Source organism: Rothia sp. HMSC071C12 (genome assembly GCF_001813895.1).
GTDB classification, from domain to species: Bacteria; Actinomycetota; Actinomycetes; order Actinomycetales; family Micrococcaceae; genus Rothia; species Rothia mucilaginosa.
This window is the reverse complement of sequence record NZ_KV814350.1, coordinates 38,755-58,527: the sequence shown is the minus strand read 5'-3', so window position 1 is coordinate 58,527 and position 19,773 is coordinate 38,755. Positions and strand designations below refer to the sequence as shown.

Genomic DNA, 19,773 nt, shown 5'->3' with positions numbered 1-19,773 from the left:
AAAGTGTGCCCCGCCCTGTGTCTGTGAGGGCGTTGATAGGGCGCTGATGAGGCGCTTCTCCCCTACCGCGTTCGCTTTCGCGTAGCTTTCGCGCATACGTTCGGTAGATACACAGCAGGCGGGGCCGACACAACGTATCGACCCCGCCTTTTCGCTGTTTACGGGCAGCTAGCCTCGCGCAGAGTATTAGTTCTTCGTAGCCTTCGAGGAGTTCTCAACAACCACGGGAACAATCATGGGCTTGCGGCGCAGACGGCGAGAAATCCAGGCACCGATGGTGCGGCGCACAATCTGCTGCAGCTGCTGCACGGTGTGCACCTTCTCGGGTGCGCGGTGCAGAGCATCCTCCAGAGCAGCGGTAATCTTCGGAACAATCTCGTCGAATACTGCGTCGTCCTCCGCGATACCGCGAGCGTGAATATCCGGGCCGGTCACCACGCGCTTGGTTGCGCGGTCAATGACGGTCACGATGGACACGAAGCCCTCTTCACCCAGGATGCGGCGGTCCTTCAGGTCGCTCTCGGTGACCTCACCGACGGAGCGGCCGTCAACGTACAGGTACTCGCAGGGAACCTCGCCCACCACGGACGCCACGCCATCGCGCAGATCCACGACGGTGCCGGACTCGCAGAGCAGCACGTTCTTCTTCGGAACGCCGGTCTCCATCGCCAGGTCACCGCTAGCAATCAGGTGGCGAACCTCGCCGTGAACCGGCATAACGTTCTTCGGCTTGAGAATGTTGTAGCAGTACAGCAGCTCACCCGCGGCAGCGTGACCGGAAACGTGAACCTTCGCGTTGCCCTTGTGCACCACGTTAGCGCCCAGCTTCATGAGGGCGTTAATGATGCGGAAGACACTGGTCTCGTTACCGGGAATCAGCGAGGAGGCGAGCACCACGGTGTCGCCGGGCTCAATCTGAATCTTGTGGTCACCGTTCGCCATGCGCGACAGTGCCGCCATCGGCTCGCCCTGCGAACCGGTGCACATCATCACAATCTGGTCGGGGCGGTAGTCGTCAACCTTCTTCAGGTCCACCAGCACGTTAGCGGGGACCTTCAGGTAGCCCAGCTTCTCGGCAATGGTCATGTTACGCACCATGGAGCGGCCCACGAGCACGACCTTGCGGCCACGCTCAGCGGCTGCGTCCAGTACCTGCTGCACGCGGTGAACGTGCGAGGAGAAGGATGCCACAATGATGCGGCCGCTTGCGTCACGGAAAACGTTCGACAGCACCGGACCGATGTGCTTCTCGGTCGGGGTGAAGCCGGGAACCTCAGCGTTGGTGGAGTCCGGCAGGAACAGGTCTACGCCCTCCTCGCCCAGGTGAGCGAAGTGGCGCAGGTCGGTGATGCGGCCATCCAGCGGCAGCTGGTCCATCTTGAAGTCACCGGTGTGCAGAACCTTGCCCGCCTTGGTGCGAATGTAGACAGCCAGCGCATCCGGAATCGAGTGGTTCACAGCAACGAACTCACACTCAAACGGACCGAAACGCTCCACCTGGTGCTCCTTCACCGCGAGGGTGTAGGGCTTGATGCGGTGCTCGGCGAGCTTCGCCTCAACCAGTGCCAGGGTCAGTTCGGAACCAACCAGGGGGATGTCGGGGCGGCGGCGCAGCAGGTAGGGAACCGCGCCGATGTGGTCCTCGTGGCCGTGGGTCAGTACCATGGCAACCACGTCGTCCAGACGGTCGACAACGTAGCTGAAGTCGGGCAGGATCAGGTCCACGCCGGGCTGGGACTCTTCGGGGAAGAGCACGCCGCAGTCAACAATCAGCAGCTTGCCGTTGATTTCGTACACGGTCATGTTACGACCGACTTCGCCCAGGCCGCCCAGGGGCACCACGCGCAGGGTGTCCTTCTTCAGGCGGGGAGGGAGGGGAAGATTCGCTTCAAAGACGCTCATCGTGTGTCTCCTCTTTCTTCTATGTTTTCTTGTGATGTCTGTGATTCGTAGGCGACGCTTCGTACCGCAAGCGCTCCCGCCGGTTCGGCTCTCACATGCCGAGGAGGTGGGGTGCTGCCGGTGCGTCCAAATCACCGAAAGTATTCAAAAGTATTTGGGGGCGTAGTGCTCGGGTGCCTCTACCTAAGCTGGGCCCCTGTCTGAGTGGGTGGTCGAATCATCGACGGTAAACCGCGGCAATACGCCAGAGCGGACCCCTCACCTAGTGTTAGGTGTGGAGTCCGCGTCCGTTGGCTACATTACACACCCCGAAGGCGGGGCGTACGGTAGCCGAAGTCCTCTATATATACACGCTCTGCACGATAAGTTGTGCAGGTTCTGCGTTAAAGTTTAGGCGTTCTTCAGGGTGTGAGCGATGCTCGAGGAGAGCAGGTCAGCTCGCATAGCCTGGGCAACCTCCGGCTCGGAGAGTACGTGCGGCAGGCGAACAACAGGCTCATCCAGCACACCCTGCCAGGAAAGAATTTCCTTGGCGGCAACGCAACCGGGGGCACGGCCCATGGTTGCTCGGACAATCGGAGTCAGTTCCAGGTGAAGACGCTGCGCCTCCACCAGGTCCTGTGCAACGACAGCATCAATCAGGGCACGGAAGAGTGCGGGTGCCACATGTGCGGTCACCGAAACGAGGCCGACGGCACCCATTGCCATCCAGGGAAGGGTCAGTCCGTCGTCGCCGCTGTAGTAGTGCAGGTCGGTGGTTGCCATGACCTCGGTTGCGGCACCGAAGTCTGCCTTGGCGTCTTTCACCGCTACAATACTATCAATTTCTGCAAGGCGACGGTAGGTTTCGGGTGCGATGGGGATGCCCGCACGACCCGGAATATCGTAAAGCATGACGGGGGTCTCAGTTGCTTGAGCAACAGTCGCAAAATGGGCGTAGACACCCGGCTGAGTCGGCTTGTTGTAGTAGGGGGTTACGACCAGCAGGCCGTCCACACCAATCTTTTCGGCGCGGTGCGCCAGCTCAATAGTGTGTGCGGTGTCGTTCGAACCAACACCGGCAATAATCTTCGCACGAGAGCCGACGGTGTCCTTCACGATCTGGAAGACACGCTCGTTCTCGTCATCGGTCATGGTGGAGTATTCACCGGTGGTACCGCAGACCACCAGACCGTCGTGGCCGTTCTCCACAAGGTAGTTCGCCAGGTCCGCGACCTGCTTTTCGTCAACGGAACCGTCCTTGGCGAAGGGGGTCACCATTGCGGTCAGGAGGCGACCGAAGACGGGCTCAACAAAAGTACCGGGGTTCGAAAGGTTCTCAGACATATGTCCAGAGTACGCCCGAAATGCAGATTTTTGCTATAGAACGCATAAATTTTCATACGTGTTCTACTATTCGGACTCTTTCAAACCCGCGGTACTTCCGCGAGAGCCTATGAAACCGGGCACACAGCCTCGGCGTTATCAGCCTCATACCGAAACTAAATGCGGTACCGGCTACGGACTGCCAAGGACAGCGCCTACCGCATACCCTTCGCTGCACCGCCCGAACGCAACGCCCACGCATTACGCATCGCCGCGCGGGCACGCTTGCGCTCACCACCGGCATCGTACATGCACGCCAGGTTGAACCACGCCTTCCAGTTATTCGGCTCCTGCTCAACCGCCGCCGCGAAGCCCTCAAACTCCACCGCCGCAGCCTCACGATCCACGCGACCCGCAGGGGTGCGAGGCAGGGTATCCTCCGCCAGTTCGTCTGAAGCCGCCAGCTCCTGAGCCATACGCTGAATACGAGCGCCGAAAAGCACCTCACGCACCAGCGCCCACGCACCCAGAATCGGAAGCAGGATCATACCCGCACCAAGAACAATGCCCGCCACAGAGCCGGAGGTCAGCATCACGAACCCCTGCTGCGCAATATGCACCAGGTACAGGGTCAGCAGCGCGCAGGTCAGCGCCGCGAAGGTCTTACCGAATCCGCACGCATCCACCGTCACGAAGACGGCACTAAAAATCAGCACGCCCAGAATAGAGGCACGCGCCGTCAGCGGCAGCGGAAGAATCAGCACGGTCAGAACCATCAGCACGCATGCGCAGACGGTCCACAGGCGCAGCGACGTCCACCAGGAGCTAGGAGCCTCGGAAGATACCTGCGAGTTCTCGGGTGAAGTCTGTTCAGACATAACGCTCCCCTACGACAAATCCATGTAGGCGTCCAAGCCCACGCTCAAACCCGGATGCGCCGCCACCTCACGCACACCCAACAGCACGCCGGGCATGAAGGAGGTACGGTCAAAGGAATCATGACGAATCACGAGCTGCTGACCGGGGTCACCCAGCAGAATCTCCTGATGCGCCACCATGCCGCGCAGACGCACCGCATGTACGTGAATATCGTCGATTACGGCACCACGCGAACCCAAAGGATCGGAGGTGGTGGCATCCGGGCTTGCACCCACGCCAGCCTCCGCGCGGGCGGCAGCCACCTTACGGGCGGTGTGCACAGCGGTACCGGAGGGGGCGTCCACCTTATTTGGGTGGTGAATCTCGATAATCTCTACAGACTCGAAGTAGCGTGCCGCCTTCGCCGCGAACTCGGTGGCGAGAATCGAACCAATCGCAAAGTTCGGGGCGATGAGCACACCCACCTCGGGGTGCTCAGCCAGCAGTTCGCGCAGGGAGTTCAGACGCTCGGGGGTCCAACCGGTCGTACCGACCACCGCGTGCATACCGTGCTCCACCGCGAAACGCACATTCGCCTCGCTGGAATCGGGAACGGTCAGGTCAATAACAATCTCTGCACCAGCATCGACCAGCTCCTGCAGGTCGTCGCCGCGGCCCAGTGCCGCCACCAGGTCCATGTCTGCGGAGGTGTTGACGGCGCGCACCGCCTCAGAACCCATACGGCCCGCGGCACCGAGTACCGCTACCTTCCAGATTTTTTCGTTACCCTCGCGGGCCATCTTCTCTCCTCCGTAACTTATGAGCACCCCGACGATGGGGCAGACGCTGTGACGTACAGCCTCTATTATCCCCGTGTGAGCGCGGTGCACGCCATCGCACACGCTGGGTGAGATGCCCTGCGGAACCTCAGCGGCATAAAAAGCGAAGTAATCTAACCGTCATACAAGCCGTTTAATACGTTATCTAAAGTTAGCAACCATATAATTAGGAAGTATTTCTATAATTTCCATCCTACGGAGTGCTTTGACAGTATGAAGTCCCTCTTTACCTCCTCCGTGCGTCCAGATGAGGCTAACCGGCGTTATATTCTGCCGGGTCTGGACGGTCTGCGAGCAATCGCTGTGCTCCTCGTGATGGTGTACCATTTCTGGCCCACCGTACTACCCGGCGGCATGATCGGCGTGGATATTTTCTTCGTCATCTCCGGTTTCCTGATTACCTCCCTGCTTCTGCGTGAAGGTGCTCTCACCGGCAAAATTGCCCTGGGCAACTTCTGGATTCGCCGTGCCCGCCGACTACTTCCCGCCATTACCCTGCTGATTCTGGTCATGGGACCGGTCAGCCTGCTCATTGGCGGCGATATTCAGGTGAACCTCGGCCGACAGCTCGCCGGTGCGGCGACCTTCTCGTCCAACTGGATTTCCATTTTTGCCGGTAATGACTACTTCGCGCAGACCTCCCCGGAGCTCTTCACAAACTTCTGGTCCCTGGCAGTGGAAGAACAGTTCTACGTGGTGTGGCCGCTGCTCATTGTTGGCGCCGGCGTGCTGTTGCGCCGTTCGTGGCGTCGCTTCAGCGTGGTTATGGTGCTGGGCATTATTGCGTCACTGAGCGTTGCTACCGCTCTTCTGATGTCCGGCGCACCCATTAGCCGCGTCTACTACGGCACCGACACTCACCTGTACGGCCTGCTGCTCGGCGCCCTGCTGGCGTTTGCGCGCCCCTGGTCGCTGTACCCGCCGTTGCAGCAGTCCGTGCTGTACCGCGTGGCTCAGCCCTTCGGCCTGGTTGCCTTCGCCCGCGTCATGATCAGCTGGCTGTCCCTGTTCGCTCTGATTCCCTACGCAATTCTGGTTCCCGAGTCGGCTCCCGGTGCGATTCCCTGGGGTCTGTTCGGCGCCTCCCTGCTGGCGCTGGGCGTGATTCAGGGCATGCTTCCGGACATGCTTGCTGGCGCTTCCGAGGTGCTGCGCCGCCTGCTGAACTTCGCTCCCCTGCGTTGGGTGGGTGAGCGCTCCTACGGCCTGTACCTGTGGCACTGGCCGCTCGCCGTGGTCATGCACTACCTGATGGGTGCGGACCGTTCCCCGCTGGTAAATGTGGGCGTTTTGGTGGCGACCTTCGCGATTGCGGAGATGTCGTACCGCTGGGTTGAGACCCCGATTCGCCGCTACGGTTTCCGCGGTAGCGCTAATCGCGTGGTGGCGGCTTTCCAGTCTTCACGCACTAAGTTCCTGCCGGTTTCGGTGGCTCTGGCTGTTGTGGTGGCTGCCGCTTCGACCGGTCTGGCGGTGCACACCGCTCCGGCGATGACTACCGCGCAGCAGTCCGTTGAGGACGGCAAGCGTGCCGCCGCTGAACGCCTGAAGGCTCGTCAGGAGGCGCAGGCTGCGAGCGCATCGGCAAGCCCGAGCGCTGCGGGTAAGGACGCGAAGGCTTCGGCAAGCCCCTCGGCATCGAAGGCTGCAACCGGTTCGGTGGACTCTTCGCAGGTGACCATTGTGGGTGACTCCATTGTGGTGGCGGTATCCCCCGAGCTGTACGACAAGATGCCCGAAGCAACTATTGACGCGCAGGAAGCACGCACCATCGCTAAGGCCCTGCCGATTATTAAATCCATGGGTGCCAACGGTCAGATTCGTAAGACCTTCGTGCTATCGGTGACCGCTAACTCGACCATTCTGGACGGTCAGCTCGACGAGGTTCTGGCGGCTATGCCTGCCGATTCTAAGCTGGTGTTGGTCACCGGTTACGGCCCGCGCAACCTGACCTGGATTGACTACTCAAACGGTAAGATTCGTGAGTTTGCGGCGCAGCATTCTGATCGCGTGATTATTGCGGATTGGAACTCTGCGATTCGCCAGGCTCTGCAGACTCAGAGCGGTCTGCTCTCCTCCGACGGTGTTCACCCGGAGGCCGCCGGTCAGGAGCTCTATGCACAGGTTCTGATGGAAGCTATCGCCAAGGCGCAAAAGTAGTACTGCGCAAAAGTAGTACTGCTCAGAAGTAACGCGCTGAGGTAGCTCTCAGCGGTAGCTTTTCGGGTTCTGCCGCGCTCATGCTGAGCGTCAAAAGCATGGGCGGCAGACAGCCCGGAAGCATTGACTTCAGACAAAGAAAATGCCCGTTCCATCCCCTCGTAAGGGGTATGGGAACGGGCATTTTTGTGCTTCAGGAGCGTTGAGGGTTAGCGCACGATGGTAGTAATCATCTGCTGCTGCCCCAGGTACGCCGCCAAGTCGCGAACCTCCTCCAGGGAGACCGCGCGAATCTTCTCCAGCAGCTCATCGGTGCTGGTGAACAGTCCAGAGTCCAGCTCGGCGCGACCCAGGCGGGACATGCGCGAACCCGAATCTTCGCTACCGAGCACGGTGGAACCAGCCAGCTGGCCGCGGACCTTCGTCAGCTCTTCCTCGGTAATACCGGCGGTGGCGAGCTTATCGAACTCGTAGCCCATGACCTCACGCACCTGCTCGGTCTTAGCGGGCAGGCAGCCCGCGTACATGCCGAAGTAGCCGGCATCCGAGTACGCACCGGAGAACGCGAACGTGCTGTAGGCCAGGCCACGCTTCTCACGAATCTCCTGGAACAGGCGCGAAGACATGCCCGCACCGAATGCACTGGTCAGCACGCTCATCGCGTAGCGGCGGTCGTCACCGGCGATAATGCTCGGGCAACCCATCACAATGTTGGTCTGTTCGAAGCCCTTCTCCACCTCACGCAGCTCGCTCAGCGGAAGAATGCCGCTGTCGGTGCGTACACGACGCGGTGCCGGCGCCACGCCCTCCTGCAGGTTCCAGCCGTAGCGGGTCAGCGCCTCCAGCACGAGGCGGACCATGGTGCTGTGCTCCAGCGAACCTGCGGCAGAAATAACCAGGCGGTCCGGGGTGTAGTAGCGCTTGTAGTGCTCCCACACGGCGTCACGCGGCACCTCGGTAATCTCCTGCGGGGTACCGCCGATGGGGCGGCCCAGCGGGTTCTCACCCATAAGCTGCTCCACGAAGTTCTCGAAAGCAACGTCGGTCGGGTCGTCCTGGTCCATGGCGATCTCTTCAAGAATCACACCGCGTTCCTGTTCCAGGTGAGCCGGATCCAGCAGGGCGTTGGTGACCATGTCGGTAATGACGTCCACCGCCATGGGCGCGTCATCGTCGAGCACACGCGCGTAGTAGCAGGTGTGCTCCTTAGCGGTCAGGGCGTTGGATTCGCCGCCTACCGCGTCGAAGGAGGATGCGATGTCCAGGGCGGTGCGGGTGCCGGTGCCCTTGAACAGCAGGTGCTCCAGGAAGTGGGTGGAGCCGAGCATGCCGGGGGCTTCGTCGCGCGAGCCGACTCCCACCCAGAATCCGATGGATACGCCGCGGGTACCGGGCATTTTTTCGGTAATCACGCGTACGCCACCAGGCAGGATGGAGCGGCGCACCTCGTTACCGCCTACACCCTCGTAGATGAGGCGGCCGTGCTCGTAGTTGAGCTCTTCGGCGATGGCCTCAAGCTCGACGGGCAGGGAAATAGACATAGAGAGAAGAACCTTTCAACAGGTACGTCTGAAGGTAAGCATTCCCGCCCCACTACCTGTAGGCAGTCCCACAGTTGGTGGGGCGGGTGAGCATCAAAAGATGCAGGGCAAGCACAGCGAAGGGGCGCCCGGTGCATCCGGCGGGGAGTGAACCGCACCGGGTGCGCCGAACGCCCCTCATCACTTAGCGGGGGTTACGACTACTCGTCGTCGCCACCCTCAACGACCGGTGCCAGCGAGAGCTTGCCGCGGTCATCAATCTTGGTGATCTCCACCTGGACCTTCTGGCCCACGGAGACAACATCCTCAGCGTCAACAACGCGCTTGCCGCCGTTGAGCTTACGCATCTCGGAGATGTGCAGCAGGCCGTCCTTACCGGGGGTCAGGGAGATGAACGCGCCGAAGTCGGTCACCTTCACCACGGTACCCAGGTAGCGTTCGCCCACCTCGGGAACCTGCGGGTTAGCGATAGCGTTCACTGCCGCACGGGCAGCCTCGGCGGAGGGGCCGTCAGCTGCGCCAATGTACACGGTGCCGTCGTCCTCAATGGAGATGTCTGCGCCGGTGTCTTCCTGGATCTGGTTAATCATCTTACCCTTGGGGCCGATGACCTCACCGATCTTGGCAACCGGGATCTTCACGGAAATAATGCGCGGTGCAAACTCGCTCATCTCATCCGGTGCGTCAATCGCGCTGACGAGCACCTCGAGGATGTGCAGGCGAGCCTCACGTGCCTGGGTCAGTGCGCCAGCGAGCACGGATGCGGGGATACCGTCGAGCTTGGTGTCCAGCTGGATAGCGGTCACGAACTCGGAGGTACCTGCAACCTTGAAGTCCATATCGCCCAGTGCGTCTTCCGCGCCGAGGATGTCGGTCAGGGCTGCGTAGCGGGTCTCGCCGTCAACCTCGTCAGAGACCAGGCCCATTGCGATACCTGCAACGGGTGCGCGCAGCGGCACACCAGCGTTCAGCAGGGACAGGGTCGATGCGCAGACCGAACCCATGGAGGTCGAGCCGTTGGAGCCCAGAGCCTCAGAGACCTGACGGATTGCGTAGGGGAACTCTTCGCGGGAGGGCAGCACCGGGGTGATTGCGCGTTCTGCGAGTGCACCGTGGCCGATTTCGCGGCGCTTGGGCGAACCCACGCGGCCGGTCTCACCGGTGGAGTACGGCGGGAAGTTGTAGTGGTGGATGTAGCGCTTGGACTTGACCGGGTGCAGGGAGTCCAGCTGCTGCTCCATCTTGAGCATGTTCAGGGTGGTGATACCCATGATCTGGGTTTCGCCGCGCTCGAAGAGAGCGGAACCGTGAACGCGGGGCAGGATTTCAACCTCAGCGGTGAGCTGGCGGATGTCGGTCAGGCCGCGGCCGTCAATACGGACCTGCTCGGTGAGGATGCGCTGGCGAACAACGTGCTTGGTCAGGGCAGCAAATGCTACGGAGACCTCGTTGGAGCGTTCTTCGAATTCCTTACCTTCGCCGGTGAGAGCTTCCATGAGCTCTTCCTGCAGCTCGGCTGCGGCGGCTTCGCGTTCCTGCTTACCAGCGATGGAGTACACCTCGACCAGGCGGTCTGCTGCGAATGCCTCAACTGCTGCGTCGACGTCCTCACCGTGGCCGCCGAAGAAGGGCAGTTCCAGGGCGGGCTTGCCTGCGCGAGCCACCAGGTCAGCCTGTGCCTTGCACAGTGCTGCGATGAAGGGCTTAGCTGCTTCCAGGCCCTCTGCGACGACCTCTTCGGTGGGGGCGGTCTGGCCGTCTTCCTTGATGAGCTTCCAGGAGTTATCGGTTGCTTCTGCCTCAACCATCATGATGGCGACGTCTTCGGTACCGTCAGCCTTGGTGACGATACGACCTGCAACAGCCATGTCGAATACAGCGTTTTCCAGCTGGGAGTACTTGGGGAAGCAGACCCACTGGCCATCGATCAGTGCCATGCGCACGCCACCGATGGGGCCGTTGAACGGCGCACCGGACAGGGAGGTCGATGCGGATGCAGCGTTGATTGCGAAGGTGTTGTAGATTTCGTCCGGCTCGTAGGTCAGGACGGTCACAACGACCTGAACCTCGTTGCGGATGCCCTTGGTGAAGGCGGGGCGCAGCGGGCGGTCGATCAGGCGTGCAGCCAGGATTGCCTCGGTGCTGGGGCGGCCTTCGCGGCGGAAGTAGGATGCGGGAATCTTGCCGCCTGCGTACATGCGCTCTTCCACGTCCACGGTCAGCGGGAAGAAGTCGAAGCCCTCACGGGGAGACTTGCCGATTGCGGTTGCGGAGAGCAGGGTGGTCTCGTCATCGATGGTGACGAGGACAGAGCCAGCAGCCTGCTTTGCGAGGCGGCCGGTTTCAAAGCGCACGTGGCGCTTACCGTGAATGCCGTTGTCGATTTCGACTTCAGCAAACTTGATTTCGGGACCTTCCACGGTTCCTTCTTTCTTCTTGGCAGGCCGTACGGCGCACGAGTCGGCCTTCGATAGGAAACCACGGCACCTCTCCCCCGCCTTTTCGTATGCTCGACGTGTGTCGGTGAGGTTGCGGGGGTGGTGTTGTTCCGTAATTCGCTACCGAGGACCGCGGCGTGTGTGCCGGTACGGCCTTCTGTTCTTTCTTTCAGGTGGGACGGCGTCTTCTACCGGTTTCTCGCTGTGAATCTAGCGTTGGAATCTAGCGCTGGAATCTAGCGAGCGGAAGATGCGCCCCTCAACGCGGCAGTACGGACGCGCTGGCGCTACCCGCCTCCGAGGTGGAGGGTTGGTAGTGCTGACAGCACGTCCGCACACACCGCCTAAAGGCGATTAATCACCACAAAAGCGTCAAGACGCTCCTGTTTTATCGGCGCAGACCCAGGCGCTCGATCAGCGAACGGTAACGCTCGATGTCGACGCTCTTCAGGTAGCCGAGCATGTTGCGGCGACGACCAACGAGGATCATCAGGCCACGACGGGAGTGGTGATCGTGCTTGTGGAACTTCAGGTGCTCGGTCAGGTCGGCGATACGACGAGACAGAACTGCAATCTGAACCTCGGGCGAACCGGTGTCGCCCTCGTGGGTTGCGTATTCCTTGATGATTGCCTGCTTGACAGCGGGATCCAGTGCCACTTTTAACTCCTAGAGTTAGTACCGCATACGTCCCGTACGGACGGTTGCCGTCGGGTGGTGGGCTTACGCCCTGTAAATACACGTCGTCTACTGCGGACTGCAGACGCGTTCTTCCCATTCTACGCTACCGGGGCGCTTTCGTGGAAGGGTGAGCAGAAGCCCGGCGACAGGTAGCTCATCACACTACCGGTCGCTGGGCTTCACAGCCGGGTTCTCACGCCGGGCTCTACGTTTATTCAGAGGGCTCTACGTTTATTCGATGTTTACGCTTCAGCGCGAGCGCGCACAACCACGAGGCGGTAGTAGACCAGCAAGAACAGGCACCAGATTGCGCCCATTACCAGCGCCAGCTGGGTATCGGTGAAGCAGCCGAAGAGCACCACGATAAAGATCATGAACGCCAACGCCAGGTAGCTCAGCCACAGGGGCTGGCGCACCGGCTGCGCCTCGGTATCGGCACCGCTACGCTTGAAAGCAATGTGCGCCAGCAGAATCATGACCCACACGAACACGGTCGCGAAGGTTGCCAAGGAGGCAACCACCTCGAAGGCGTTCTCGAAGAGCACGTTTACGATTACGCCAACCGCCATGACCAGCACCATGATGAGGGTGGTCATCCAGGGTGCGCCGTTCTTCGTGACCTTCGCAAAGGAAGCCGGCGCCAGGTTCTGCTTCGCCAGGCCGTACATCATGCGGCCGGCACCGTACACGTCCGCGTTCAGCGCAGAGATGGCGGCGGTAATGATGACCACGTTCAGAATCGAAGCGGCAGCCGGAATGATCGAAGCGGCAGCCGGAATGCCCAGGCCCTCAAAGATTTGCACGAACGGCGAGTTCGCCTTCGTCACCGAGTACCAGGGGTACAGGGACATGATGACCGACAGGGTCAGAATGTAGAAGATAAGGATGCGGAACGGCACCGTGCGAATCGCCTTGGGAATCGAGGTGCGCGGGTCCTTCGCCTCACCGGCGGCAATACCGATGTTCTCGATACCACCGAAGGCAAACATCACCACGGTAAAGCAGGCGAGGAAGCCGGTAAATCCGTTCGCGAAGAAGCCGCCTTCAAGAGCCCAGAGGTTCGTGACGGAGGGCGCCACGGAGTCGTGCGCCTGCACACCCACGAAGAGCAGGGCGATACCGCCAACAATCATGGCGACAATGGCGCTGACCTTCACGAGGGTAAACCAGAATTCGGTTTCGCCGAACGCCTTGACCTTCGCCAGGTTAATGGCGAGCAGAATCAGCAGAACCGAGACGATCCAAATCCAGGAGGGGCTGTTCGGGAACCAGAACTTCATGTACACGGCAAAGGCGGTGACGTCCGCAATGGCGACCAGCGCCATCTCCAGGGCGTAGGTCCAGCCGGTCACAAAACCCGCCCAGCGTCCAAGGTAGCGGGTCGCGTATTCGGAGAACGCTCCGGAGACCGGGTGCGCCAGGGCGAGTTCGCCCATTGCGCGCATCACCATGAACACTGCCGCGCCGCCAATAACGTAGGCAAGCAGCACGGAGGGGCCCGCCAGCTGAATGGCGGATGCCGAACCGTAGAACAGGCCGGTGCCGATGGCGGAGCCGAGGGCGATGAACATGATGTGACGCAGGGAGAGTCCACGCGCTAGCTGCGGGCTCTCGGAGGTAGCCTCAGCTACGCCCTGCTGTACCGGGGATGAGTCCGGAGTGGTATTCATCTTCTTCTTTTCCTTTACCTCGTGGGGTGTACCCGCCGGTGGCGGGGAAACTTATCGGGCGGTGCCGCAGCTCAGCAGGTGGCTGAGAGCGGTACCGGTTGATTCACTCCCCATCGAGTAATGGGGCGTTGCGCGGAAGGTGTTGCCTTCGCGCGTCGCCCCGGCGCATCCCCACCCAACCGGTACGGTGGGAGGGAACGCAAAAGACGGCGGGAAGGCAACGTTGCCTTTCCGCCGTCTTTTCGTCAAAGACTACTTCTGTCGCTTACGTCCAATGACGATAGAGCACAGAGCGGTTGCAGCAGTCACGGTGTAGACTGCAGGCCACGCGCCAAGCTTCTTGGCGAGCGGATGAGCGGCGCCGAACGCGCCGAGGTAGACAGCGGTGAGGAAGGTGGCACGGCCTGCGCCAGCCTTACGCTTCCAATTCTTGTAAGCCACGGCACCGCACAGTGCCAGGATAGCGCCACCGAGCGGGCGGATGCCGGTGCTAGATGCAACCTTGTAGCCACCGAGCAGACCGGTGACGGAGGCGAGAGTCGGGCAGAACTTCACGACGTACTCCTCTGTGAGATCGGACAGTTTCCTCATTCATAGTACTCCACGACACACAGAATGTATATTCACCACGGTTAATATTTCTGCGTTTCTTACGGACCGGGTACATCAAAGTGCCTAATCAGAAAAAGACTGGGGTACAAAAACCAGTACAAAAAGACCGGCATAAAAGGACCGGGGCGCAAAGAGCGGGGCGCAAACCATTCAGGTTCACGCCCCGGCACTTGCCGCATGCGAGCTCACATCGTGCCGCATGCTCTAGAACTTTAGAGAGCCAGCTCCAGCGCCTCCAGCTGCGCCTCGGTCCACAGCTCAGCGGCCAGCTGCAGCGCGTAACGAGCCGAACGAGGAGCCACCACGTCCACGGAGAGGTGGAAGTCCTGGTCAGCCTCCGGGCCGCACAGATCAGACACGCAACGCACTCCGATAAACGGAATCTCGTAGTTGTGGCAGACCTGCGCAATAGCGGTGGTCTCCATATCGGTGCTGATGGCGCCCTCGAACGCCTCGCGGGTGTCCTTCACGTTGTGGGCGGTTACGAAGGAGTTACCCGCCAGCATCTGGCCGCGGCGCACCTCCCACACGCTCTCAGCCTGCTCACGCACCGGCTCAAGTGCGGCGAGCGCATGCTCCAGAGCATCCTGCCACTCGTCCGCCTGGCCGTCGTAGCTTTCGGGCATGCCCGGAACCTGGCCGCGCGCGTAACCGAAGGCGGTCGCGTCGGCGTCAGTGTAGGTGTAGTTCTCGCCAATCAGCACGTCGCCCACGTTAATGCCGCGAGCCAAACCGCCGGCGGTACCTGCGCTAATGACGCCCAGGCAGTTCGAGGAGTAGCTGATCGCCTCGGTGACGGCGCTCGCCGCGTTCACCAGACCGATCTTGGAGCGAACCAGCAGCAGCGGAACCTGGTCCTCACCCACCTGCAGGTAACGCGGATGGAATACCGCCGCCCCCTCGGTGAAGGACGGCTGCAGCTCCTCGGTCACCTTCAGGAAAGGTGCGAGTTCCTCATCCATTGCCACCTGAATAATGATGGCGTTGGACATGCCGTCCATCAGCTCAAACATGCTGTTGAACGCCTCAGCCGGGTCGAAAGCGTTCGGGTCAAAGTCCACCGGGTTGAAGGCGGATGCGAAAGCGTCAGGGATCTGTGCGCTCATTACGCCATCACCTGAGCCCACTCATCGCGTGCCGCGAGGAACTCGCGAGCCGCAGCCTGCGCGCCTTCGAGGGTGTGGTTGGCACCCCAACCGCACTGCACCTCGTTCGCTGCCGGAACCTCGGTCGCGTTGAGGATATCGTTGAGGGTTGCTTCCAGGATGGGGAAGAACTCCTCGGGCTCCAGGCCCAGGGTCAGCGCGTAGAAACCGGTCTGGCAGCCCATCGGGGAGAAGTCAATCAGACGGTCGGTGTGGTTGCGCATGTGCTCGGCGCTCAGGTGCTCGATGGAGTGCACAGTCGGCATTTCCAGGTGCGCGGTGTTCGGCTGAGTGAAGCGGATATCGTACTTGATGAGGGTGTCGCCACCGGGCAGAACCTTGCGGTCCGCGATACGCACGTAGGGTGCCGCCACGGCGCGGTGGTCGAGGTTGAAGGATTCGACGTTCATTTTTTCCATGACTCTATCTTCTCTTAAAACGGGGACGACTAAAACAGGGGTGCCTCACGGGAGGCGCAGAACGTCAAGGCGTGCAGCGCAGAACGTCAAGGCGTGCGGGGCACGAGGTTTCGTCGGAAGGCGCGGGCGGTCAGGTGCGAAGAAGGTGCCCGCTTTTGCGCATCCGGTCGGGTACGCAAAGGCCCCGCGGCAGATCCGAAAATCTGCCGTCGGGGCTTCAAAGCCGTTAAAGGCAAAAGCTATGAGCGCAGGCTGTTGCTCTAGAGATGAGGATGCTTCACTTCCGCCTGTACCGGGCACTCCGGCGGACAGTAGTTCTTCGCATCCTCAGCCAGCACCTCGCGGGTCTGCACCACGTCATCGTTAATCTGCTCAATCAGCGCCTCAACACCGGTGTACGCCACCATCGGACGCAGACGCTTCACGAACTCAATGAGCACACGCTGACCGTACAGGTTGAAATCCTCCACGCGCTCCTCGGGACGGTCAATCACGTGCGCCTCAACCTGGCGGTGCTCAATACCGTCAAAGGTCGGGTTGGTACCCACCGAAATAGCGGAGGGGTGACGGTTACCGTGTTCATCCACGAGCCAGCCGGCGTACACGCCGTCGGCGGGAATCAGGCCGCGCGCCTCAAGCTCAAGGTTCGCGGTCGGGAAGCCCAACTCGCGGCCGCGCGCCAGACCGTGTACGACCTCACCAGCCATCATGTGGTGGCGGCCCAGCAGCTCGGTTGCGGCGGGCATATCGCCCTCCAACAGCAGCTGGCGGATGCGGGTCGAGGAGCAGCGGGTGTTCTCATCCACCATCAGGTCCTCAACGACCACGACCTCGAAGCCGTACTTCTCCCCCAGCTCACGCATGGTGTTCAGGTCGCCGGAGTTGTTCTTGCCAAAGCGCACGTCGTCACCAATGACCACGAAACGCGCGTTCAGCGCATCCACGAAGGTGGTCTTCACGAACTCTTCGGGGGTCTGCGCAGCGAACTCCAGGTTGTAGTTCAGCAGCAGGTAGTCGTTCAGGCCCAGCAGGCACATGAAGTAGCGGCGCGAGCCCTGACCCATGATGTCGTGGTGGGTCACCTCGGGACGGTGCACCTGCATCGGGTGCGGGTCAAAAGAGACCGCGATAGAGCTCAAACCGTGCTCTTCAGCAAGGGAGACCACGCGCGAAATCACGCGGGCATGTCCACGGTGCACGCCGTCAAAATTGCCGATGGTCACGACCGAGGGGCCGTAGCCGGCGGGGACCTCGCTCAAAGCGGTGTAGAGGGTCACGGGCTCTCCTGAAAAAGATAAATGTACCTATCCATCCTAGACCACAGGCGGCAGGATGCAGAATTCAAAACGGGAATCAACAGGGAATGGAACGGCGCCCCTCGCAGGCGGTGCCTTCTCCCCCACTTTTGCGGATGCGGCGGGGTATCTAACACGCAACTGTGCAGCCTCAGCACCTGGAAAATCCATGCGCAGCACCCACCCATAAGAAAGCCCGGGCAGGCACCCCACCGTGCGGCAGGAACCTTCCCGGGCGTTACGACTACTTACGAGCCTGGTTACGAGAAGCCTTCAGCATCTCCTCGCGAATCTTATTGGACTTGTTAATCCAGCCGTACCACACCAGCAGGCACGGAGGAATCACAAGCTCAGTCACCATCAGCACGATCAGCGACCAGTGCGGGGTGCCGAAGAACGCCCACGACAGGATACGACCCACGCCGCCCAAGAAAACCACCAGGCAGGAGAACACGAGCATGTTCACCCACTTGAACTTCAGGGCAATGAACACGAAGGACAGGCCCACACCCACATAGGCTGCCGCGAAGAACACGTAGTTCGACTGCACCGAGGCGTTCGCAAAGTCCTGAGGCGCATCCGGAATGACGCGGACACCGCCCAGAACCTGCCACACACCGTACGCAATCATGAACAGACCGTACAGCGCCACCGCCGCGCGGAACGCCGCACGGTTCTGAGGCTTAGCCGCCTCCTCAAGGCTCTTGGGGCGGGCAAACGCCTCGCGGGTTGCCTTCTTCTCAGCCTTCTTATCGGCCTTCTGCGACGCCTTATCGCCGGACGCCGGTGCGGCTACGCGAACACCCTCGGGTGCCTTCGCCGCAGAAATAGGCTCAGCGTTCTTAGCACCGGCAGCCTTCGCGGCACCGCTCTGAGTAGCAGCCCCGGTTACGGTAGCTTCAGCCTGTGCAGACTCCACTCGGGGTACCGGCGCGGTACGAGGCTCACTCGCCTTCTTAGCAGAGCTCTGGTTCTCGCTCATCTTCTCTCCTTCAGCAGGGCCGGGCGGCACCCGCACGAGTAGTCATGTGTGTTCAGGGGTTGTTTACGTTAGCGTGTTGAATGAATAGGGGGCGCACATTCGGTAGGGCGCATATTCAATAGGCACTGGATCAATCAGGCTTGAGGAATCAGGCTTGAAGGAATCAGGTGTGGGCAGGCGCAAACGCCGAACCCTCTTCGCCCATCATAAGCCCTCAACGCCTAGTTGAAGGAACGATTCGCCTCAAAAACCAGCACCGGGGCGGCCTGCACCTTCCCGCGCTGCTTCTTATTCTCCAGGAGGGCAACCAGGGTACCGTCCGGGGCGAAGCCCGCCACAATACCCTCAACGCTGGCATGCTGCACCGCGCCGGACTCATCCGCGCTCGCGTGCACGGAACGCTTCACCACGGACCCGTCACCGCTGGGGCTAATACGACGGCCGTAAGAAATATCGCTCGCCTCCGCGGCAGAGAGCTCACGCGCACCAAAGATGCGGCGTGCTGCCTCCTCCAGGGGAAGCAGCGGCAAATCTTCCAGCGGTGCATCCGACTCTTCACGGCGCTGCTTCAACTGCGCCAAATCGGCGGCATCCTCAAGCACCACCGCGCCCACACGGGTACGGCGAAGAGCCGTCAGGTGGCCACCGGTGCCCAGAATCTTGCCCAGATCACGCGCCAGGGCACGAATATAGGTGCCCGAAGAGCACGAAACCGTCACCTTGCAGTCAATCACGGGAACCGAGGTTGCCGCGTGTTCGCCCTCGTTCTCGGGGTCCTCAATCACGTACTCGGCAAAACCAGGGTTGATGGAATGTACCGTGAACTCGCTAATCGTCACCGGACGCGCCGCCAACTCAACCTGCTCACCGCTACGCACACGCGCATACGAGCGAACACCGTTGATCTTGATAGCGGACACCGCAGAAGGAACCTGCAGAATATCGCCGCTGAGCTGCGCCACAGCCTCCAGGATGCGCGCACGCATCTGCTCAGCGTTCAAACCGGTCAGCGCCTCAACGGCACCAGGATGCGCGGCGGTGTGCTCGCCCTCGGCGTCCTCAGTCAGCGTCTCAATGCCCAGGCGAATCGTCGCGTCATAGGTTTTATCCTGACCGACCAAGTAGGTCAGCAGCTTGGTCGCCTTATTGATGCCCAAAATCAGCACGCCGGTCGCGGCGGGATCCAGCGTACCGGCGTGACCAACCCGCCGGGTACCAGCAATACGACGCATCTGAGAGACTGCGTCGTGGCTGCTCATCCCGGCGGGCTTATCAATGACCATCAGGCCGGACGGGCCCTGAGGTTGCTTCTTCGCCACTTAGGCGTCCTCACCCTCGGCAGGCTCATCCTTCTTGTAGGGGTCAGCCTCACCAGCGTACTCGGCACCCTCAGCTGCAGCAGCCAGGGCGGCGTCGCGCTCGCGAGTCTCACGCAGAAGCGCCTCAATGTGGAAGGCGTTCTCGGGAACCTCATCAGCGACGAAAGTCAGGGTGGGGGTCAGGCGGGCTGTGATGTTCTTACCCACCTCGGCGCGCAGAATACCCTTAGCGGATTCCAGCGCCTTCTTGGTGTTTGCGGCGTCCTCTTCGGAGCCGAACACGGTGTAGTACAGGGTTGCGTGCTGCAGGTCGTTGGTCACGCGGGCATCGGTAATGGTCACAAAACCGAGGCGGGGATCCTTAACACGACGCTCCAGCGCCTTCGCCACAATTACCTTGATGCGGTCGGCAAGTCGTGCCGCGCGGGCTGCATCAGCCATGTGTTTCTCCTTGAAATATCGTGGCGCCTTCCGCGAACACTCGGGGTGTTACGGAGGCGTTCCAGGTAATGCGGAAGCGCCCGCCCCGCCAGCATCCGCCCCGCAGGCTCTAAGTTTTAGAAGCCTGCGGGTGCGGGAACACTAGCGGGTGACGGGCGCATCAGCGTG

Annotated in this window: 16 protein-coding genes; 1 reads left to right on the top strand and 15 read right to left on the bottom strand. The window is 61.1% G+C overall.

The genetic code is table 11. The features are described 5' to 3' along the window. Positions 1 to 186 precede the first annotated feature (186 nt). From HMPREF2942_RS00640 to dapB, 4 genes are all read right to left on the bottom strand, one after another. Positions 187 to 1,902: a ribonuclease J gene (locus HMPREF2942_RS00640; protein ID WP_070687921.1), complete on the bottom strand. Its 1,716-nt coding sequence runs from the start codon at positions 1,900 to 1,902 to the stop codon at positions 187 to 189. Between the two features lie 390 nt (positions 1,903 to 2,292). Continuing rightward, on the bottom strand, positions 2,293 to 3,228 hold the full coding sequence (gene dapA, locus HMPREF2942_RS00635; RefSeq protein ID WP_005507104.1) for a 4-hydroxy-tetrahydrodipicolinate synthase: 936 nt from the start codon (positions 3,226 to 3,228) through the stop codon (positions 2,293 to 2,295). Positions 3,229 to 3,422: 194 nt separating this feature from the next. Continuing rightward, entirely contained in the window at positions 3,423 to 4,085 is a 663-nt protein-coding gene (locus HMPREF2942_RS00630) for a tetratricopeptide repeat protein (protein WP_070687919.1), read from the bottom strand. Positions 4,086 to 4,094: 9 nt separating this feature from the next. After that, on the bottom strand, positions 4,095 to 4,865 hold the full coding sequence (gene dapB, locus HMPREF2942_RS00625) for a 4-hydroxy-tetrahydrodipicolinate reductase (RefSeq protein WP_049345105.1): 771 nt from the start codon (positions 4,863 to 4,865) through the stop codon (positions 4,095 to 4,097). 252 nt (positions 4,866 to 5,117) lie between these two features. Between dapB and HMPREF2942_RS00620 the strand changes: the two genes are divergently transcribed. Further along, a complete protein-coding gene (locus HMPREF2942_RS00620) occupies positions 5,118 to 7,064 on the top strand; it encodes an acyltransferase family protein (RefSeq protein WP_070687917.1) in 1,947 nt (648 codons plus the stop codon). A 209-nt stretch (positions 7,065 to 7,273) separates the two neighbouring features. Here HMPREF2942_RS00620 and HMPREF2942_RS00615 read toward each other — a convergent pair whose 3' ends face one another. The 11 genes from HMPREF2942_RS00615 to rbfA all read right to left on the bottom strand — a co-directional run bounded on the left by HMPREF2942_RS00615 (position 7,274) and on the right by rbfA (position 19,605). Then, complete coding sequence (locus HMPREF2942_RS00615; RefSeq protein WP_070633922.1) at positions 7,274 to 8,605, bottom strand: M16 family metallopeptidase; 1,332 nt, start codon at positions 8,603 to 8,605, stop codon at positions 7,274 to 7,276. A 200-nt stretch (positions 8,606 to 8,805) separates the two neighbouring features. Then, positions 8,806 to 11,025: a polyribonucleotide nucleotidyltransferase gene (locus tag HMPREF2942_RS00610; RefSeq protein ID WP_070687915.1), complete on the bottom strand. Its 2,220-nt coding sequence runs from the start codon at positions 11,023 to 11,025 to the stop codon at positions 8,806 to 8,808. 406 nt (positions 11,026 to 11,431) lie between these two features. Next, positions 11,432 to 11,701 (bottom strand): 30S ribosomal protein S15, encoded by a 270-nt coding sequence (gene rpsO, locus HMPREF2942_RS00605; RefSeq protein ID WP_005507098.1) that lies wholly within the window; start codon positions 11,699 to 11,701, stop codon positions 11,432 to 11,434. A 263-nt stretch (positions 11,702 to 11,964) separates the two neighbouring features. Continuing rightward, positions 11,965 to 13,392, bottom strand: a complete 1,428-nt coding sequence (locus tag HMPREF2942_RS00600; protein WP_070687913.1) for an amino acid permease — start codon at positions 13,390 to 13,392, stop codon at positions 11,965 to 11,967. 252 nt (positions 13,393 to 13,644) lie between these two features. After that, a complete protein-coding gene (locus tag HMPREF2942_RS00595; RefSeq protein WP_049344379.1) occupies positions 13,645 to 13,983 on the bottom strand; it encodes a hypothetical protein in 339 nt (112 codons plus the stop codon). 233 nt (positions 13,984 to 14,216) lie between these two features. Next, on the bottom strand, positions 14,217 to 15,110 hold the full coding sequence (gene mtnN, locus HMPREF2942_RS00590) for a 5'-methylthioadenosine/S-adenosylhomocysteine nucleosidase (protein ID WP_049341700.1): 894 nt from the start codon (positions 15,108 to 15,110) through the stop codon (positions 14,217 to 14,219). Continuing rightward, positions 15,110 to 15,568: an S-ribosylhomocysteine lyase gene (locus tag HMPREF2942_RS00585; RefSeq protein ID WP_005507094.1), complete on the bottom strand. Its 459-nt coding sequence runs from the start codon at positions 15,566 to 15,568 to the stop codon at positions 15,110 to 15,112. Before HMPREF2942_RS00585 ends, mtnN begins: the two co-directional genes overlap by 1 nt. A gap of 260 nt (positions 15,569 to 15,828) precedes the next feature. Then, positions 15,829 to 16,845, bottom strand: coding sequence for a bifunctional riboflavin kinase/FAD synthetase (locus HMPREF2942_RS00580; RefSeq protein ID WP_070687911.1), 1,017 nt, complete (start codon positions 16,843 to 16,845; stop codon positions 15,829 to 15,831). Positions 16,846 to 17,107: 262 nt separating this feature from the next. Beyond that, entirely contained in the window at positions 17,108 to 17,845 is a 738-nt protein-coding gene (locus tag HMPREF2942_RS00575) for a DUF4345 domain-containing protein (RefSeq protein ID WP_049338490.1), read from the bottom strand. Between the two features lie 221 nt (positions 17,846 to 18,066). After that, positions 18,067 to 19,164, bottom strand: a complete 1,098-nt coding sequence (gene truB, locus HMPREF2942_RS00570) for a tRNA pseudouridine(55) synthase TruB (protein WP_070687909.1) — start codon at positions 19,162 to 19,164, stop codon at positions 18,067 to 18,069. Beyond that, a complete protein-coding gene (rbfA, locus tag HMPREF2942_RS00565) occupies positions 19,165 to 19,605 on the bottom strand; it encodes a 30S ribosome-binding factor RbfA (protein WP_005507090.1) in 441 nt (146 codons plus the stop codon). Positions 19,606 to 19,773: the final 168 nt, after the last annotated feature.

Excerpts from the sequence above, each read along its gene's own strand:
- rbfA (WP_005507090.1), bottom strand. The coding sequence starts at position 19,605 with ATGGCTGATGCAGCCCGCGCGGCACGACTTGCCGACCGCATCAAGGTA.
- dapB (WP_049345105.1), bottom strand. The coding sequence starts at position 4,865 with ATGGCCCGCGAGGGTAACGAAAAAATCTGGAAGGTAGCGGTACTCGGT.
- HMPREF2942_RS00640 (WP_070687921.1), bottom strand. The coding sequence starts at position 1,902 with ATGAGCGTCTTTGAAGCGAATCTTCCCCTCCCTCCCCGCCTGAAGAAG.
- HMPREF2942_RS00630 (WP_070687919.1), bottom strand. The coding sequence starts at position 4,085 with ATGTCTGAACAGACTTCACCCGAGAACTCGCAGGTATCTTCCGAGGCT.
- HMPREF2942_RS00620 (WP_070687917.1), top strand. The coding sequence starts at position 5,118 with ATGAAGTCCCTCTTTACCTCCTCCGTGCGTCCAGATGAGGCTAACCGG.
- HMPREF2942_RS00575 (WP_049338490.1), bottom strand. The coding sequence starts at position 17,845 with ATGAGCGAGAACCAGAGCTCTGCTAAGAAGGCGAGTGAGCCTCGTACC.
- HMPREF2942_RS00595 (WP_049344379.1), bottom strand. The coding sequence starts at position 13,983 with ATGAGGAAACTGTCCGATCTCACAGAGGAGTACGTCGTGAAGTTCTGC.
- HMPREF2942_RS00585 (WP_005507094.1), bottom strand. The coding sequence starts at position 15,568 with ATGGAAAAAATGAACGTCGAATCCTTCAACCTCGACCACCGCGCCGTG.
- HMPREF2942_RS00600 (WP_070687913.1), bottom strand. The coding sequence starts at position 13,392 with ATGAATACCACTCCGGACTCATCCCCGGTACAGCAGGGCGTAGCTGAG.
- dapA (WP_005507104.1), bottom strand. The coding sequence starts at position 3,228 with ATGTCTGAGAACCTTTCGAACCCCGGTACTTTTGTTGAGCCCGTCTTC.
- HMPREF2942_RS00615 (WP_070633922.1), bottom strand. The coding sequence starts at position 8,605 with ATGTCTATTTCCCTGCCCGTCGAGCTTGAGGCCATCGCCGAAGAGCTC.
- mtnN (WP_049341700.1), bottom strand. The coding sequence starts at position 15,110 with ATGAGCGCACAGATCCCTGACGCTTTCGCATCCGCCTTCAACCCGGTG.